The sequence below is a fragment of the Affinundibacterium amnicola genome, from assembly GCF_014284275.1.
GTDB lineage: Bacteria > Pseudomonadota > Gammaproteobacteria > Burkholderiales > Burkholderiaceae_D > Undibacterium > Undibacterium amnicola.
In genome coordinates this window covers 509,906-528,601 of sequence record NZ_JACOFU010000002.1, presented here as the reverse complement: position 1 = coordinate 528,601, position 18,696 = coordinate 509,906, and the positions used below count along the sequence as shown (strand labels likewise).

The window sequence follows — 18,696 nt, the reverse complement described above, 5'->3', positions numbered from 1 at the left end:
ACGAGCCGAAAAAGCAAGAAAACTCTATAAAGCTACCTTTCTTAACCTGCCCACTTCATATTGATAATAAGAACTGAAGAACAGAACTGAAGTTACATATCAATAAATATCATTCTTGGCGGAAAAAAAAGTAAAGTCAAGAAAATTAGCTTGTCCTTGTAGTATTGTTGTTTTTTTATGTGAAAAGTGTTGCTCTTGATCTCAGTGAAATGATCTCCATCTATGTAGGCAAGTGATGGTGTCATTGATTTGCCTGTGCTGGTATTCGATGCAGAGCTTGAAAATATACCGAATGTGGAAGGTGATCATTGAAGCAAATCAGATTGCGTTCGGCAGTTTTGAAACATCTAAATGTTAAATTTTCACAAGCTACTGCAGAAATTTACCAAGCGCCTTACAATGAACAGACGCATTTTTATTTGTCTAATGTTTGACTTCGATAGTCATCAACGTACTAGAATAGACGTATGGGAACAAAGCATGAAAACAGTACGGTACTCGAGAAGCAGGCGCAGAAATTAAAACCGCCTTCGATGTATCAAGTGGTACTTCTAAATGATGACTACACGCCTATGGAATTTGTCGTTGCAGTCATTCAAGAATACTTTAGTAAGGATAGAGAAACCGCAATGCAAATCATGTTGAAAGTGCATGTCGAAGGACGTGGCGTTTGCGGTGTATATACGAAAGATGTCGCATTGACAAAAGTTGAGCTGGTTTTAACACACGCGAAGCACGCGGGTCATCCGCTGCAATGTGTGATGGAGGAAGTATGATTGCGCAAGAATTAGAAGTCAGTTTGCACATGGCCTTTGTTGAGGCGCGGCAGGCTCGTTATGAATTCATTACGGTTGAACATTTGTTACTCGCGCTGTTGGATAATCCATCGGCAGCCGAAGTGATGCGTGCTTGCGCTGTGAATATTGAAGACTTGCGTAAAACTTTATCGAATTTTATTTCCGATAATACGCCAACAGTGCAAGGTACTGGCGATGTAGATACTCAACCGACACTCGGTTTTCAGCGTGTGATTCAACGCGCGATCATGCATGTGCAGTCTGCGTCTAATGGTAAAAAAGAAGTGACTGGCGCGAATGTGTTGGTCGCGATCTTTGGTGAAAAAGATTCACATGCTGTTTATTATTTGCACCAACAAGGAGTGACACGTCTCGATGTGGTGAATTTTATTTCCCATGGCGTGCGTAAAGACAATCACAACGAACCGCAAAAATCTCCTGAAGGTGCGGAAGATCCGCAAAGTGAAGCACAAGCCAAAGAAAATCCTCTTGAACAATTCACGCAAAACCTGAATAAAGCGGCAGCCGAAGGCAAGATTGATCCTTTGATTGGACGAGACAGCGAAGTTGAGCGTGTAATTCAAATTTTGTGCCGTCGCCGTAAAAATAATCCTTTGTTAGTCGGTGAAGCTGGTGTTGGTAAGACCGCGATTGCCGAAGGTTTGGCTTGGCGCATTACGCAAAACGATGTGCCTGATATTTTGAGTCAGGCGATCGTGTACTCACTTGATATGGGGGCTTTGCTCGCCGGTACGAAGTATCGCGGTGATTTTGAGCTGCGTTTGAAAGGTGTGTTAAAGCAATTAAAGGATGCGCCAGACGCAATTTTGTTCATTGATGAAATTCATACAATTATTGGTGCTGGTTCGGCATCTGGCGGTACGATGGATGCGTCGAACTTGTTGAAACCTGCTTTGTCAAATGGTCAGTTGAAATGCATAGGTGCGACAACTTATACAGAATATCGTGGCGTGTTTGAAAAAGATCATGCACTTGCACGTCGCTTCCAAAAAGTCGATGTCAATGAACCGACCGTCGAGCAAACCGTGCAGATTCTGCGTGGATTGAAATCGAAGTTTGAAGAACATCATAACGTGAAATATTCAGCTGCCGCTTTGACGACAGCGGCAGAATTGTCAGCACGTTTTCTCAATGATCGGCATTTGCCAGACAAGGCGATTGATGTGATTGATGAAGCTGGTGCGGCACAAAGAATTTTGCCTAAATCTAAGCAAAAGAAAACCATTGGTAAGGCAGATATCGAGGACATTATTTCCAAGATAGCGCGTATTCCGCCGCAAACTGTGAATCAAGATGATCGCAGTAAATTGCAGACCATTGATCGTGATTTGAAAAATGTGGTGTTTGGTCAAGACCCTGCAATTGATGCATTGGCAGCGGCAATTAAAATGTCGCGTGCTGGATTAGGTAAAACCGATAAGCCAATTGGATCGTTCTTATTTTCTGGCCCGACTGGTGTTGGTAAAACGGAAGTCGCCAAGCAACTCGCGTTTACCTTAGGTATCGAACTAATACGTTTCGATATGTCGGAATACATGGAACGTCATGCTGTCAGTCGTTTGATCGGCGCGCCGCCAGGTTATGTGGGATTTGATCAAGGCGGTTTGTTGACCGAAGCGATTACCAAGAAGCCGCACGCTGTTCTATTGCTGGACGAAATTGAGAAAGCGCATCCAGACGTGTTCAATATTTTGTTGCAGGTTATGGATCATGGCACGCTGACAGATAACAATGGACGCAAAGCAGATTTCCGTAATGTGATCATTATTATGACGACCAATGCCGGTGCAGAAAGCCTGCAAAAAGCGTCGATTGGCTTTAATAATAGTAAGCAGGCTGGCGATGAAATGGCGGATATTAAGCGTATGTTTACGCCTGAGTTCCGTAATCGTCTTGATTCCATTATTAGTTTCCGTTCCTTAGATGAAGAAATTATTCTGCGCGTGGTTGATAAATTCTTGATGCAGTTGGAAGAACAATTGCATGAGAAAAAAGTGGAAGCGACATTCAGCGAACATTTACGTAAGTTCTTAGCGAAAAAAGGCTTTGATCCATTGATGGGCGCACGCCCTATGGCGCGCTTGATTCAAGACATGATTCGTAAAGCGTTGGCAGACGAACTGTTGTTTGGTCGTCTGGTTAGTGGTGGTAGAGTCGGTGTTGATCTGGATGACAAAGATCAAATTAAGTTAGAGTTCTCGGAAGGGGACGCGCCGCCGCCAGTAGCTTCACAAGAAGTGGTAGAAGTTGAATAAGTATTGCTTCATGACGAATCACTTAATGAAACCCAGATGAAGATCTGGGTTTTTTTTCGCCATTAGTTTCCCCAAGCGTTTTACCATTCAATCAAAGCTGCACATGGCTTTGTGCGCAAAATGAAAATTTTCTTACATGCGATTTCAATAAAAGTGGTCTGTCTGCGCTTCCTCAAGTATACTGAGCCACCATTTTTCTGAGCCCCTGTTTCACCATTGGCCGGATTTGTTAGAAAACCAGTGCAGGCTTTATATATTAAAAGGACGTATAAAACATGACAAAACGCCTCAATCTTACTAGTTACATTATTTTCGGTTTAATACTTGGTATTTTCGTCGGTTATTTCGTTAATGCGAATATGGCCAAACCTACCGATTTTGCTGATGCAATGTCTCTAATCACGACCATGTTTTTGCGTTTGATTAAAATGATTATCGCACCACTGGTTTTTTCTACCTTGGTGGTTGGTATTGCCAGAATGGGTGACGTCAATGAAGTTGGTCGTGTTGGTGGTAAGGCTCTGGGATGGTTCATTATTGCGTCGCTGATCTCGCTGACCTTGGGTTTGATTATGGTGAATATCTTCAGACCGGGTGACGCCATGCATGCGATGTTACCAGCTAGCGATGCGGTTTCTGGCATTGCAACGACTAACCTTAGCATGAAAGAATTTATTACCCATTTAGTACCATCCTCTATTGTTGATGGTATGGCGAAAAATGAAATTTTACAGATCGTTGTATTTTCAATTTTCTTTGGTACTGCTGCCGCTGCGGTTGGCGATCGTAGCAAAGTCGTCGTTGAAGCAATTGATGGCGTTGCGCACATCATGTTGAAATTGACTGGTTATGTCATGAATTTCGCTCCTATCGCAGTATTTGCGGCAGTATCTGGTGTGGTTGCAAAGAGTGGTTTGGCGGTCTTAGGTACTTACGGCGTCTTCATGGCTGAGTTCTATTTCTCCATCTTGGTCTTATGGTTAGTGCTGATTTTTATTGGCTATTTGTTCCTGAAGGGGCGTGTAGTTGGTTTATTGCGAGAATTGCGCATGCCGACTATTTTGGCGTTTTCTACTGCGTCTTCAGAGGCTGCATTTCCTAAAACATTGGAAGGCTTAGAGCGTTTCGGCGTGAAAAACCGCATTGCTTCTTTTGTTTTGCCGCTGGGTTATTCGTTTAACCTAGATGGTTCCATGATGTACTGCACCTTCGCGACAGTGTTTATTGCGCAAGCTTATGGCATCGAATTATCACTGGGAACTCAGATCACGATGATGTTGATTTTGATGTTGACGTCGAAAGGTATGGCTGGCGTGCCACGCGCATCTTTGGTCGTGATTGCAGCAACTCTGGCACAGTTTAATATTCCAGAAGCTGGTCTATTGTTATTGTTAGGCGTAGATCATTTCTTGGATATGGCGCGCTCAGCAACGAATGTGATTGGTAATGGTTTAGCAACCGCAGTCGTCGCAAAATGGGAGGGCGAGCTAGGCGAGCATGTCGAAGGGGATTTGGCAAATCAAAAGTTACCTGAATAAGGAATCTTTTTAAATCTGGCCTGTCCAATAAACGCTGAACTCTGTATAAGATTCAGCGTTTTTTATTGACCATCTTACCCGATGAGGGATACAACAATGAGAATGAAAAAGAATGGTGTACTGCTGTTAATAGCAGCGAGTGTTTTTAGCACTGGTTTTATGCCGACTGCAAATGCTCAAACAACCACGCCGCTGAGTATGGAACAGATCATGGCGCATACCGATTGGATGGGAATTGCGCCCGAGCGTCCCTATTTCAGTCAAGATGGAAAGTATGTTTACTTTCAACGCAAGGCGCAAGGTTCTGAGATCCGTGATCTATACCGGATCAGTGTGAGTGGCGGAACAGCGCAAAAATTGGATGCTGCCGATGTTGTGATGGCGGAATCTGAGCAAAAATTTGTTAGCCCTGACCGACAATCGACAGCTTGGCTGCGCAACGGAAATCTATTCTTACTGAAAGAGGGCAAGCGTCAACAATTGACGCGCACTGGCGAAACGAATGGCCTGTTGGGTTTTGTCGGCAACGATCAACTGGCATTTCGCAATGATGGAAAAGTAATCCTCATGAATGTGCGTAATGGCGAACAAGTGATGTTGGTCAATATTAAGAATGACGATGATCCGATGGCTAAGAAAGAATCATCCGATTATTTGAGTGCGCAACAAACTCGTTTGTTCGACATTATTAAGAAGCGTGATGCCGATAAAAAAGCAGCGGAAGCTCGTCAACGTGAGTTGGCGAGTCAAAATGCGAGTGCGCCAATGCCAGTTTATCTAGGTAAGGGACGTGAATTCCGTAGTTTTAGTTTATCGCCAGATGGACAGTTTGTATTGGTGAGCACGGCCGCGCCGCGTAAAGATGGACGTGCCGATAAGATGCCGCATTATGTGAGCAGCGATGGTTATGTCAAGATTGAAGATGTACGTAGCAAAGTTGGAACTGGTGCAGATAGTGATGAGCAAATTCATGTGATTGATGTGCAGGCAAAAAAAGCTCACAAGCTGAATTTGGATCAGTTAGCGGGAATTAACGAAGACCCTTTGTTGGCCTTGAAAACCGAGGCGGCAAAACGTCTTGCCAAGCCAGCGCCAAAAGCTGGAATTCCACGCGCGGTGTACATCAATTTCCGTGGTATACGCTGGAGTCAAACAGGACAGCAGGTCGCCTTTAGTCTTTTCAGCGCAGACAATAAAGATCGTTGGATTTTGCGTATGAATTTGTCTGGCGAGAATAAGAGTCAATGGCAATTAGCACATCGTTTGACTGACCAAGCTTGGGTGAATGATGGTAGCTTTAATGAATTCGGCTGGAGTCCAGATGGAAAGGCTTTATGGTATTTGTCGGAAGAGACAGGCTATAGTCATTTATATCAGCAGCGTGATGGAAAAACTACGGCGCTTACCAATGGTAAGTTTGAAGTGAATAGTGTGCAGTCTACCCAAGATGGCAAATGGTTTTATTATCGCGCTAATCGTAAACATCCGGGTATTCATGAGGTTTATCGTGTATCTGCCGATGGCAAACGGGATGAAGCTTTGACGGATATGAATGGTGGTATGGATTTTGAATTAGCACCGACAGAAGATAAGTTGTTGTTGACGCATTCGACCACGATACGTCAGCCAGACTTATTTGTGCAGGCTGTAAATCCCGGCGCAAAAGCTGTGCGTCTGACGGAATCAACTTCAAAAGAATTTGCGCAAATTAATTGGATAAAACCAGAAATTATCGCCGTTCCATCTAAGCACGGCGCAGCGCCAATTTATTCCCGTGTTTATCGCGATAAAAAAACACAGACTGGCGAGCGTAAGCCCGTCGTCATGTTCGTCCATGGCGCTGGCTATTTGCAAGCAGCCCATCATGGATGGTCAAACTATTTCCGTGAGATGATGTTCCATAATTTATTAGTACAACAAGGTTACGTTGTGATTGATATGGATTTTCGCGCATCTGCTGGATACGGGCGCGACTGGCGTACCGCGATTTATCAGCGCATGGGAACACCTGAATTAGAAGACTATGAAGACGGTATCGATTGGTTGGTAGACAATGCGAATGCAGATCGCAATCGGGTCGGCATTTATGGAGGTTCTTACGGTGGCTTTATGGCATTCATGGCACTGTTTAAATCTGAGAAATTCGCAGCCGGCGCGGCATTGCGTCCGGTGGCTGATTGGGCACACTACAATCATGGCTACACATCGAATATTTTGAATACGCCTGATGTCGATCCGGATGCCTATGCCCGCAGCTCGCCGATAGAATTTGCAGCGGGATTAAAACGTCCGCTGTTAATCTGTTCAGGTATTTTGGACGATAATGTGTTTTTTCAGGACAGCGTTCGAATGGTACAGAAATTGATAGAACTGAAAAATCCTAACTTTGAATTAGCCGTATATCCAATCGAACCGCACGGCTTCCGCGAGCCCGAAAGCTGGTTAGACGAATATCGCCGGATTTTTAAATTGATGGAAAGAGATGTCAAAGGTCGTCAATAACGAAGGCGTGATCGTAAAGTAAAAAAGGCAGAATTTCTGCCTTTTTATTGGATCACTTTTGGTTCAATTTAGTAGATGAGCTGGAACGCTCATTTCTTCCACTTTGGGCAGGCTAAGTTCTAGATTCCATCCAGCAATTTTTTCGGCATCGATGAGCAATTTGCAAAAGCCATGCAAGAGACCAGTTTCAAGTTTTAAGTCTACAGTTTGATTTGGTTGAGCAATAAATTGCATCCATAAAGGGGCATTTGCTTTCAAATGAAATTTGATTGACTCCAGTAGCAGTGGGCGATCACCATGCAGTGGTTTGCGGTTATCGCTTTCATAAGCATGACTGAAGTTTCCCTCTTCTTTTATTTTTCCAACAGCCTGTTCATGTTCCATATTGACCAGCTCATCACTTGCAAATGCCGTCTCTGGGCGATTTAAGCGCATATGTGAGCCGATTGACTCCATCAAAACTGGCCATAACCTTTGCAGCATGCGTCGGGTAATAAATAGCTGAATTTCTTGTTTTTCGTTGGCGTCATTTTCCTTATTTTTCGTGGAAATACCGATTCGGAGCAAAATGCGATCTTCGTTAATCAAGTAAGTTAAATTAAGTTGTTCTAAATGCATAGTCGATTGATGTAGCGCAAAGCGCTTAGAAATTTTCGTGAAGTTTGTTCTTGAAAACTGGTTTTACCACCTAATCTAACAGTCAATTAATCATTGAATCTGTTTTAGGAGGCATTATGCGTTTGGATAAATTGACCACAAAGTTGCAAGAAGCATTAGCCGATGCACAGAGTCAGGCAGTCGGTAATGATAACCAATATATTGATCCTGTGCACGTCTTACTTGCCTTGATTAACCAAGATGACGGCGGAGCGCGTTCTTTGTTGCAACGTGCTGGTATAAATATAAATGGCCTGTTAAATGGTCTCAAAAGTGCAGTGGATCGCTTGCCAAAAGTTACCGGAACCGACGGTCAAGTGCAGATAGGACGAGAACTTGCAGGTCTACTTAATCTAGCCGACAAAGAATCGCAAAAACGTGGTGATCAATTTTTGGCCAGTGAAATGGTCTTGCTTGCTTTGGTTGATGATAAGTCTGAAGCGGGCAAGCTTGCACGTGAAAATGGCTTAACCCGTAGCGCTTTAGAAGCGGCAATTAAAGGCGTGCGTGGTGGTGTCAATGTCGATTCGCCAGAAGCAGAAGGTCAACGCGAAGCCTTAAAAAAATACACCTTAGATTTAACCGAACGTGCACGCCTTGGTAAGCTCGATCCTGTGATTGGACGCGATGATGAAATTCGTCGTGCGATTCAGGTCTTGCAACGTCGCAGTAAAAATAATCCGGTGTTGATCGGTGAGCCTGGCGTTGGTAAAACTGCGATTGTCGAAGGTTTGGCACAACGTATTGTGAATGGCGAAGTGCCCGATAGTTTGAAATCAAAACGCGTACTTTCGCTAGATATGGCTGCCTTGTTAGCCGGTGCCAAATTCCGTGGTGAATTTGAAGAACGTCTGAAAGCGGTACTGAAAGAAATCGCTTTAGATGAAGGTCAAACCATCGTCTTTATCGACGAGTTGCACACCATGGTCGGTGCCGGCAAAGCCGAAGGCGCAATGGATGCTGGCAATATGTTGAAACCTGCTTTGGCGCGCGGTGAACTGCATTGCGTCGGCGCGACCACTTTGGATGAGTACCGCAAATACATAGAAAAAGACGCAGCGCTTGAACGTCGCTTTCAAAAGATCATCGTCGATGAACCTAGCGTTGAAGCAACGATTGCGATCTTGCGCGGTTTGCAGGAAAAGTATGAAGTCCATCATGGCGTCGATATCACCGATCCGGCGATAGTCGCTGCGGCGGAGTTGTCGCATCGTTACATCACCGATCGCTTTTTACCAGATAAAGCCATTGACTTGATTGATGAGGCAGCCGCAAAAATTAAGATAGAAATTGATTCTAAACCCGAGGTCATGGATAAGCTTGATCGTCGTTTGATTCAATTGAAAATTGAGAAAGAAGCCGTTAAACGTGAAAAAGATGATAGTTCGAAAAAACGCCTAGTCTTGATTGAAGACGAGATCAAAAAACTCTCGCGTGAATATGCCGATTTGGAAGAAGTGTGGAAGGCTGAAAAAGCTACGGTGCAAGGTAGCACCCACATCAAAGAAGAGATAGAAAAAATTCGCTTGCAAATGGATGATGCCAAACGTAAAGGCGATTGGCAAACCATGTCGCAACTCCAATATGGGCGTATGCCGGAACTTGAAGCGCAATTGAAAGCGGCTGATTTACAAGCGGCAAAAAATGCAGAGACAGGTGGCAAACCAAGATTACTGCGCACCCAAGTTGGTGCGGAAGAAATCGCAGAAATCGTGTCACGTGCAACTGGCATTCCCGTCTCTCGTATGATGCAAGGCGAACGTGAAAAACTCTTGCAAATGGAAGATGCTCTGCACAAACGTGTGGTCGGTCAGCATGAAGCGATCACAGCGGTATCGGATGCAATACGACGTTCACGTGCAGGCTTAGGCGATCCAAATCGCCCTTACGGTTCTTTCTTATTTTTGGGACCAACGGGTGTTGGTAAAACCGAGTTGTGCAAAGCCTTGGCGAACTTCATGTTTGATACTGAGGAATCATTGATTCGTATCGATATGAGCGAGTTTATGGAGAAGCATTCTGTTGCGCGTTTAATCGGCGCACCACCGGGCTATGTTGGATACGAAGAGGGCGGTTATCTGACCGAAGCGGTACGTCGCAAACCATATAGCGTGATCTTGCTGGATGAAGTGGAGAAGGCGCATCACGATGTGTTTAACGTCTTGCTGCAAGTTCTCGACGATGGCCGTATGACCGATGGACAAGGACGTACGGTGGATTTTAAAAACACCGTGATTGTCATGACTTCGAATCTTGGCTCGCATCAGATTCAAGCGATGGAAGGCAGTGATCCTAGCGTGATTAAAATGGCAGTGATGGGTGAGGTGAAATCGCATTTCCGTCCTGAGTTTATTAATCGTATTGATGAGATTGTTGTCTTCCATGCGCTCGATGCGAAAAATATCGGTGCTATCGCCAAGATACAGTTGGAAACTTTGAATAAACGTTTGGCGCAAATGGACATGGGCTTACAAGTCACGGATGCTGCCTTGTTAAAAATTGCGGAAGCTGGTTTCGATCCTGTGTATGGCGCTCGTCCTTTAAAACGTGCGATTCAGCAAGAGATAGAAAATCCTTTGTCTAAGCTAATGTTGCAAGGCAAATTTGGACCTAAAGATGTGATTGTGGTGGATGTGGTCGATGGCGTTTTAGCGTTCAAATAGAAGAGTCAAAACTTTGTCGTAAATTTAGTGGTAAAGCACGAACCGCAGAAGCAATTCTGCGGTTTTGTTTTTTGTGCGTTTTTGTGTATATTCTGTTGATGAGGCTGGAGTGAAGAACGATTTTGCTGCAAAAGTAGGAAGGGTGCAATTCCAACTACGCTAAGCAAAATAGAGATTTGCTTGAAACGATTAGAATGTTCGTTTTACTCCTTCCCTTTCAAGGGGAAGGTTGGGATGGGGATGGGTTTAATCGAATAAATGACGATAGTTATGGTTCAATCTAACCCATCCCCACCCTAACCCGTCCCTTGAAAGGGCGGGAACTGGGCTTACAGCTAATCTGGATTTGGGTGCACCTGCCAATGAAAAACCGAACTTAGTCTCTTTTCATGTCTATGTGAGACGTGATTTCAACAACCAGTGAATAGCAAATGCGTAAGAGGATTTCATGACATCGACAACAAACCCACAATTATTTGTCCGACCAAGTACGCTGGAAGAAGTCCCGCAACTCAATCAAATGATCGTAGAATCAGCCCGCGTCTTGAGTCGTGGTTTTTATACTGAGCAAGAAGCAGAGTCCGCAATCAAATATGTTTTTGGCGTGGATACCGCACTCGTTAATGATGGCAGTTACTTCACCGCCATACTCGATGGTGAATTAGCCGGCTGTGGCGGCTGGAGTCGCCGTCGTACTTTATATGGTGGAGATCAGCGACCGATGGGCGCTGATGAATTTCTTGATCCCGCCCACGACCCTGCCAGAATCCGCGCTTTTTTCATTGCACCAAATGCAGCGCGACGCGGTGTTGGCAGAGCGGTATTCGAAGCGTGTAAGCAAGCAGCATTAGCGCACGGCTTTACTAGCTTGGAGTTGATGGCGACGCTGCCTGGCGTGCCGTTTTATCAGGTCTTGGGTTTTAAGAAAATCGAAGATGTGTCAGACACTTTACCCGACGGTGTGACGATACGTTTTGAGCGTATGCGTTTAGAAATAGCTTGATCAGTTGGTTGCAAATCAAAAAAGCCCGGACTATTTTCACAGTACGGGCTTTTGAGTTTTACAGATATCGTGATTAATCTAATTTCGCAGCATGTTCCCGCGTCGCATGAAACACCACATCCGGCCAGCGCTCTTGCGTCAATCGCAAATTCACGCCAGAACTAGCGAGGTAGGCCATATTGCCTGCAGCATCATAAGCGACGTTAGCGCCTGCACTGGAACGTTCAAAATCGGCCAGCATTTTTTTATCTTCACAAGTAATCCAACGCGCGCTGCTGATGCTGGTGCCTTCGAATACAGCGTCGACGCCATATTCATTTTTCAAACGACTAGCGACCACTTCAAACTGCAATACGCCGACCGCGCCGAGGATCAAATCACTGCTAACGATAGGTTTGAATACCTGTACCGCGCCTTCTTCACCTAACTGCTGTAAACCTTTTTGTAATTGCTTGGTTTTGAGTGGATTTAAGATACGTGCGATACGGAAGAAGTCCGGCGCAAAGTAGGGGATGCCCGTAAATTGCAGTAATTCACCTTCGGAAAAACTATCACCGATTTGCATATTGCCGTGATTTGGTAAACCGATGATATCGCCTGCGTAGGCCTCTTCAACTTGTTCACGTGACGATGCCATGAAGGTGACAACCGAAGACACTTTAATGTCGCGATTAATGCGTAAATGTTTGAGCTTCATGCCGCGTTCAAAGCGACCAGAGCAGACGCGTAAGAAGGCAATGCGGTCGCGATGGGCTGGATCCATGTTCGCTTGGATTTTGAACACGAAACCAGAGAATGGTTCTTCGGTTGGCGCAACGGTACGCACGGTAGCATCGCGTTCGCGCGGCGCTGGTGCCCAGTCGAGTAGTGCGTTCAAGATTTCACGCACACCGAAGTTATTAATCGCAGAGCCGAAAAATACTGGCGTTTGTGTACCTGCCAAAACGGCGGCGAGATCGAAAGGATGTGACGCACCGTGCACCAGTTCGACTTCCATTTTTAATTGTTCGATTTCCAGCGGGAATAGTTCCGCCAAACGAGGATTGTCGATACCTTTGACGACTTCAAATTCTTGATCAGCACGTTCGCTACCTGGCGTGAACAACATGATCTCGTCTTTCAGGATGTGGTACACACCGCGGAAAGTTTTACCCATACCGATAGGCCAGGTGACGGGTGAACATTGGATTTTTAAGACCGATTCCAATTCATCCAATAATTCCAAAGGATCGCGAGTTTCGCGGTCCATCTTGTTGACGAAGCTGATGATAGGCGTATTGCGCATACGGCAAACGTTTAACAGCTTGATCGTTTGTTCTTCCACACCTTTCGCAGCATCGATTACCATCAAGGCTGAATCTACCGCAGTTAATACGCGATAGGTATCTTCGGAAAAGTCTTGGTGACCCGGGGTATCGAGTAAGTTGACGACGTGATCGCGATATTCAAACTGCATGACAGAAGATGCCACCGAAATACCACGTTGCTTTTCAATTTCCATCCAATCGGATGTCGCATGACGACCGCTCTTACGCGCTTTGACCGTACCTGCTAACTGAATCGCACCCGAGAACATTAATAGCTTTTCCGTCAATGTGGTTTTACCAGCATCCGGGTGAGAAATAATGCCAAAGGTACGACGACGCGCAACTTCTTTGCGGATCAGGTCGGTAGAGACTTTTTTAATGGCAACGCTGTCTTGTTCGTCGTTGCTATCTGGAGTGCTGGTGATATCGGTCATTGCGGGAGTTCTGTAGTAGAAATTAACCGCGCATTTTAACATGCTGACCTAGCGGCTTCTTATTTTTGCTGGGGGAGAATGAAGTGTCGTGCTAATTTTTGATGATAAATAATTACGATCAGCATCGCTTTCCTTGATAATTAAGCGATGCTGATAGTTTCTTTGTTACGCTAAATGTTGATACGACCGCGTTTAAAACTCCACCACAGACCGAATCGACTCACCACTCTTCATCAAATCAAAGCCTTCGTTAATTCTTTCTAACGGCAATTTATGCGTGATTAAATCATCGATATTCAATTTACCTTCCATGTACCAATCGACGATCTTTGGTACGTCAGTACGCCCACGTGCACCACCGAAAGCCGAGCCTTTCCAGACCCGGCCTGTGACTAATTGGAATGGGCGAGTGCTGATTTCTTGACCAGCAGCAGCGACGCCAATGATGATGGATTGTCCCCAGCCTTTATGGCAGCACTCTAAGGATTGGCGCATGGTCGTTGTGTTGCCTATGCACTCAAAACTGTAATCAGCGCCGCCATCGGTCAAGCCTATGATGGCATCAACGACATTGCCAACTTCTTTCGGATTGATAAAGTGCGTCATACCGAATTTGCGCGCCATGCTCTCGCGGGCTGGATTGATATCGACGCCGATGATTTTATTCGCGCCTACCATGCGTGCTGCCTGAATCACATTTAATCCAATACCGCCTAAACCAAATACGACTACATTGGCACCAGCTTCCACTTTTGCTGTGAACAAGACAGCGCCAACGCCAGTCGTTACGCCACAACCGATGTAGCAAACTTTATCGAACGGCGCATCTTCACGAATTTTTGCCAGCGCGATTTCTGGAACGACGATGTAATTAGAAAACGTTGAGGTGCCCATGTAATGAAAAATCGGCTTGCCATCAATCGAAAAACGGCTGGTTGCATCCGGCATCAAGCCACGTCCTTGGGTACTGCGGATGGCTTGGCATAGATTGGTTTTTTGTGAGAGGCAGAATTTACATTCACGGCATTCAGGGGTGTAAAGCGGAATCACGTGATCATCTTTTTTCAGACTCTTCACGCCAGGACCGACATCAACCACAATGCCTGCGCCTTCATGCCCAAGAATCGCTGGGAAAATACCTTCAGGATCAGCGCCCGATAAAGTGTAGTAATCAGTGTGGCAAATACCAGTCGCTTTGATCTCGACTAAGACTTCGCCAGCTTGCGGGCCTTGTAAATCGACTTCTTCTACGGTCAGTGGTTTTCCTGCTTCCCAGGCGATGGCGGCTTTGGTTTTCATTGTATTGTTCTCGTACTGAATTAAACCCAAATTTTCCATTAGACGCACTTGCGGTGCTATTTGTGTGCTAACGGCGCATTTTTGGGCCATTTTTGCTGCTCTTCCTTGTCAATAGCTAGCTATTGACGCCTTATTCACAACAAAACTGCCTCAAAAAGTGCATCCGCCATCATCACAAATCCTAATGGAAAATCTGGGTTAAAAGTTGAAATGGATTTGTTCTTCAATTTTCCTGAACCGGATTTTAACCTTATTTTGGCTTTCTCATTTTGTTATGCTGTGGTTCTTCAGATCCGCTAAAATCTTTAGCATATTTTCTCAAGCAAGCATTTTATGTTCGGTTTGAAAGGGATTTACGGGGCAGGATTGTTGCGCTCTCGGTATGAGAAATTGTGAACTTCTCTTAGCATATTGAATAAGTATGGATAAAATGGGCGAACATGCGGTCTGATGCATCAGTTCTTAGCTTCGTTTCGAATTCAAATTTGTCGTTATTGTGGTCAATTGTAGTCATTAATCAGGAGTTATCATGGCTTTTACGCCCTTCCGTTCAATCGGGCAAGGTATTAAGTGGTTCTGGAATGCGGTCGATACAAGTCGGCGTTTCGTCATCAATTTTATTTTTTTGCTACTGGTGATCTTGCTGCTTAATGCCATGTTTTCATCTGATAAATTAAAGATCGACGATAAAACTGCATTGATATTGAATTTTAAAGGGCAAATGGTAGAACAGCATGCAGGAAGCGCAAGCGATGCTTTCTTGGCAGAAGTTCAGGGTGAGAACAAACGTTCAACCCAATTGCGCGACGTGTTGACAGTGCTTGATGCAGCGACTAAAGATCCTAAGATCAATCATGCGATCTTGATGTTAGATGGAATGCAGGGCGCTGGTTTACCAATTTTGAGGGAAGTTGCCGCCGCCTTAGAGCGATTCAAGGCCAGTGGTAAAAAGGTAATCGCTTGGGGATCTAGTTTTGATCAGCGCCAGTATTATTTGGCTGCCCATGCGAATGAAGTTTATATGCACCCTATGGGAAATGTCATGCTGAGCGGTTTTGGCGGTTACCGTAATTATTACAAAGATGCATTAGACAAAATCGGTATTACAGTCAATGTATTGAAAGTCGGCACCTTTAAAAGTTTTGCCGAGCCGTATATTGCAAATGGACCTTCTCAAGCATCTTCCGAAGCCGAGGCTTTTTTGTATAACGCGATGTGGAAGTTATATACCGACGGCGTAGAAAAAGCGCGCAAGCTCCCCGCTGGTTCGGTCATGACGAGCATTAATAACTTGCCAGAGATGCTGAAAGCAGCAAATGGTAGCGTCGCCCAATTTGCAGTGAATGCTAAGTTAATTGATGGCTTGAAATCACGTGATGAATTGCGTCAGATGATGTTGGGATTGGGCGCTAAAGACGAGCAAACTAAGAGCTTTAAGCAGGTTAATTTTGACGATTATTTACAAGCGCAAAATCACTTTTCTTTTGGCCCTGCGGTTGCGGTGATTGTGGCTGAAGGTGAAATCAGTGAGGGCAATGCTCCACCTGGTGCGATCGGTGGTATGTCGACTGCAAATTTAGTCCGCAAAGCACGTGAAGATGAACAAGTCAAAGCGGTCGTGGTGCGGGTTGACTCTCCTGGCGGCAGCGCATTTGGCTCTGAATTAATTCGTCAAGAGTTAGAGTTGACACGCAAAGCTGGTAAGCCAGTCGTTATATCTATGGGTAATGTGGCGGCATCTGGTGGTTATTGGATTTCAATGTCATCCGATGAAGTGATTGCTGATGCTGCGACGATCACTGGATCGATTGGTGTGTTTGCAATTTTCCCAACAGCAGATAAAGTTTTGGACAAGATTGGCGTCCATACTGCTGGCACTACGACGACCTGGTTGAGTGATTCATTTAATCCTTTACGTCCGATGAACCCAAGATTTGGCGAAGTGATTCAATTAGGCATCAACAATATTTACTCTGAATTTACGACGAAAGCTGCTGCAGCACGTAAAACCACACCAGAAAAAATCGATGAGGTTGCACAAGGTCGTGTCTGGACTGGCGAGCAGGCAAAAGAGCGTGGTTTGGTCGACCGTATTGGTAGTTTTCAAGATGCGTTGAAATCGGCAGCGACACTCGCTAAATTGGGTAGTGATTATCGTGTGACTTATATCGAACGTGAACCATCTAAGTTTGATCGTTTCTTTAGTATGTTTGAAGATGGTGCAGCGAAAGCAGCAGCGCGTGCGATTAATGATCAATTCAAAGTCGCAGTAGCGCCAAGCGGTATCCCACCAGCAGCAGCGACCGAGATGATTAAAGATTTGGCTTGGTTGGCAGATTTGAGAAAAGAAAATCGTAGTTATATGGTGATGGCACATTGCATGTGCACTTTGCCTTGATCTAAATTCGATAGAGTCAGTTAAAGAAGGGGGGGGCAACTAGCCTCCCTTTTTTTTGTCCGTAAATTAAAAAACTATGTGGATATCATCATATTCATTGATATTCAGCCATATTCAGCTTTCAATTTCTGCATGAATACCAAAGAATATGGCTTGAACATTGCGTTTTGCGGTGTTTAAATCAAATGAGAGAACATTAAATTAAGAGGACACGCCGATGAATTTTGGTGACAAATTAAAGCAAATTCGAACTCAGAAAAACCTGACTCAACCGCAAATGGCGGAGGCAATTGGCATTGAACAATCCTATTTGTCGAAATTAGAAAACGATAAATCGGTTCCTTCAGCAGATATGTTTCAAGCGATTTTGCGATCCTTGGATATGGATCCGAGAGAATTTCTGAAAGATATTGATAGCAAAATTTTGCAGACTTCGCTAAAGCAAATTCCCGAAGTCGCTGCATATTTGAATACAAGCATGATCGTTAAGACACACAGCGTGAAGCAATGGTTGTTCGGATCAGCATTCTCCTGCATCTTGGGGTTTGCTTTTCTACTGGGTGCCAACGAAGGCATCTTTTTTTCCAATAATTTATACAAGTATGAATCACCGGGTGTGTTTCTGACGAATGAACCAGAAGATGTATTTGAACAATTTGCGAAAATTCAGAACATGAGGATGCATGCCAAAATCATCACTTATGAAGAATACTCGCGGCAGATTGCTGAATTCGATGAGAAGCGAAAACGGCCTTTGGCGGTGGAGAAAAGCCGTGATTTTGGCACTGTGTTCTATGAGAATGTTGAGGGAGGTCGGCGTAAATTTGATCGAGTTCATGTGACCTATGTCCGCTCTTTTGAGAATCGAGTTTTACAGTTCATTGGTGGTCTATTCATTTTTGGAGGAATTTTAGGGTTCTTTATGGAATGGCGATTACGCAAACTTCAAACACAATGATTTCTACGAATTCTTTATAGTTACTTTCTTTTGATACGGTTGTTTAATTTCTTGATTTAGCCCAATAAAACATTGGGTCAATCTTTAATCGGTCTACCAAATTTTGTTTCACTATTATAATTTTTAAGGAAAACCATGTCACAAATCAGAACTTTTTTTGCAGGTGCAACGACAATGGCAGCGGCTTTGGCTGCGGTGTTTGCTTTAACTGGCGCCAGAGAGCCGGTTAAGCACGAACGATTTGATGAAATCACCGTAGGCCGGATTAATATCGTTGAGCCCGATGGTACAAAGCGCATGGTGATTTCTAATCGCGCTCAATTTCCTGGCGATTTTCATCAAGGAAAAGAAGGTGCTCGCCCAGATCGTCGTAGTTTTGCTGGGATGATTTTTGTGAATGAAGAAGGTACCGAAAATGGTGGTTTCATTCAAAAGGGTAGCATTGCAGAAAATGGCAAAATCGATGCTGGTCTATCGTTGACCTTTGATCGTTTCCGCCAAGATCAGGCTTTGCAATTGATTAGTACTGATGGTGCCAATCATCAATCAACTGGGATACGCATCAATGATGTGCCGATGTATAAGACCACGTCTTTGGACGATATGAAGAAATTTGCCGCAGAGGCAGAAAAATTACCCGCCGCTGAGCAAGCTGGGTATTGGAAAAAATTGTCGGATGAAGGACGTCTCTCTGAAAATAGGATTTATCTTGGCAATACACGCGATAAAGGTTCCGCGCTCAGTTTGAAAGATGCCAAAGGGCGCACGCGTATGATGTTATTGGTCAGTGCGGCAGGTCAGGCAGAAATTCAGATGTTGGATGAGGCTGGTAAAGTCGTTAAAAGTATTACGCCGGGCAATTAA

The 18,696-nt window shown here is 44.6% G+C and carries 12 protein-coding genes; 9 read left to right on the top strand and 3 right to left on the bottom strand.

Annotated elements, in window-relative coordinates; genetic code table 11:
• The first annotated feature begins 467 nt into the window (after positions 1–467).
• From clpS to H8K33_RS06495, 4 genes are all read left to right on the top strand, one after another.
• Positions 468–776: an ATP-dependent Clp protease adapter ClpS gene (gene clpS / locus H8K33_RS06510; protein ID WP_186890174.1), complete on the top strand. Its 309-nt coding sequence runs from the start codon at positions 468–470 to the stop codon at positions 774–776.
• On the top strand, positions 773–3,073 hold the full coding sequence (clpA, locus tag H8K33_RS06505) for an ATP-dependent Clp protease ATP-binding subunit ClpA (protein WP_186890173.1): 2,301 nt from the start codon (positions 773–775) through the stop codon (positions 3,071–3,073). Before clpS ends, clpA begins: the two co-directional genes overlap by 4 nt.
• Before the next feature lie 275 nt (positions 3,074–3,348).
• The gene (locus tag H8K33_RS06500; protein WP_186890172.1) at positions 3,349–4,611 is read left to right on the top strand and encodes a dicarboxylate/amino acid:cation symporter; all 1,263 of its coding nucleotides are present in this window, start codon (positions 3,349–3,351) and stop codon (positions 4,609–4,611) included.
• Positions 4,612–4,707: 96 nt separating this feature from the next.
• Positions 4,708–7,113 carry a S9 family peptidase gene (locus tag H8K33_RS06495; protein ID WP_186890171.1) on the top strand — a complete coding sequence of 802 codons (2,406 nt, stop codon included), beginning with the start codon at positions 4,708–4,710 and terminating at the stop codon, positions 7,111–7,113.
• Between the two features lie 63 nt (positions 7,114–7,176).
• On the opposite strand, the gene H8K33_RS06490 is transcribed toward H8K33_RS06495, so the two are convergent.
• Complete coding sequence (locus H8K33_RS06490) at positions 7,177–7,731, bottom strand: hypothetical protein (protein WP_186890170.1); 555 nt, start codon at positions 7,729–7,731, stop codon at positions 7,177–7,179.
• A gap of 116 nt (positions 7,732–7,847) precedes the next feature.
• On the opposite strand from H8K33_RS06490, the gene clpB reads away from it, so the two are divergent.
• On the top strand, positions 7,848–10,433 hold the full coding sequence (gene clpB / locus H8K33_RS06485; RefSeq protein WP_186890169.1) for an ATP-dependent chaperone ClpB: 2,586 nt from the start codon (positions 7,848–7,850) through the stop codon (positions 10,431–10,433).
• 448 nt (positions 10,434–10,881) lie between these two features.
• Positions 10,882–11,436, top strand: coding sequence for a GNAT family N-acetyltransferase (locus H8K33_RS06480; protein WP_186890168.1), 555 nt, complete (start codon positions 10,882–10,884; stop codon positions 11,434–11,436).
• A gap of 73 nt (positions 11,437–11,509) precedes the next feature.
• Here the strand turns inward: H8K33_RS06480 and H8K33_RS06475 are convergent, their stop codons facing one another.
• Together H8K33_RS06475 and H8K33_RS06470 are read right to left on the bottom strand one after the other, a co-directional pair.
• Positions 11,510–13,177: a peptide chain release factor 3 gene (locus tag H8K33_RS06475; RefSeq protein ID WP_186890167.1), complete on the bottom strand. Its 1,668-nt coding sequence runs from the start codon at positions 13,175–13,177 to the stop codon at positions 11,510–11,512.
• Positions 13,178–13,369: 192 nt separating this feature from the next.
• Complete coding sequence (locus tag H8K33_RS06470) at positions 13,370–14,476, bottom strand: S-(hydroxymethyl)glutathione dehydrogenase/class III alcohol dehydrogenase (RefSeq protein WP_186890486.1); 1,107 nt, start codon at positions 14,474–14,476, stop codon at positions 13,370–13,372.
• 529 nt (positions 14,477–15,005) lie between these two features.
• Between H8K33_RS06470 and sppA the strand changes: the two genes are divergently transcribed.
• From sppA to H8K33_RS06455, 3 genes are all read left to right on the top strand, one after another.
• Entirely contained in the window at positions 15,006–16,874 is a 1,869-nt protein-coding gene (sppA, locus tag H8K33_RS06465; RefSeq protein ID WP_186890166.1) for a signal peptide peptidase SppA, read from the top strand.
• A 217-nt stretch (positions 16,875–17,091) separates the two neighbouring features.
• Entirely contained in the window at positions 17,092–17,832 is a 741-nt protein-coding gene (locus H8K33_RS06460) for a helix-turn-helix domain-containing protein (protein ID WP_186890165.1), read from the top strand.
• Positions 17,833–17,967: 135 nt separating this feature from the next.
• Positions 17,968–18,696: a hypothetical protein gene (locus H8K33_RS06455; protein ID WP_186890164.1), complete on the top strand. Its 729-nt coding sequence runs from the start codon at positions 17,968–17,970 to the stop codon at positions 18,694–18,696.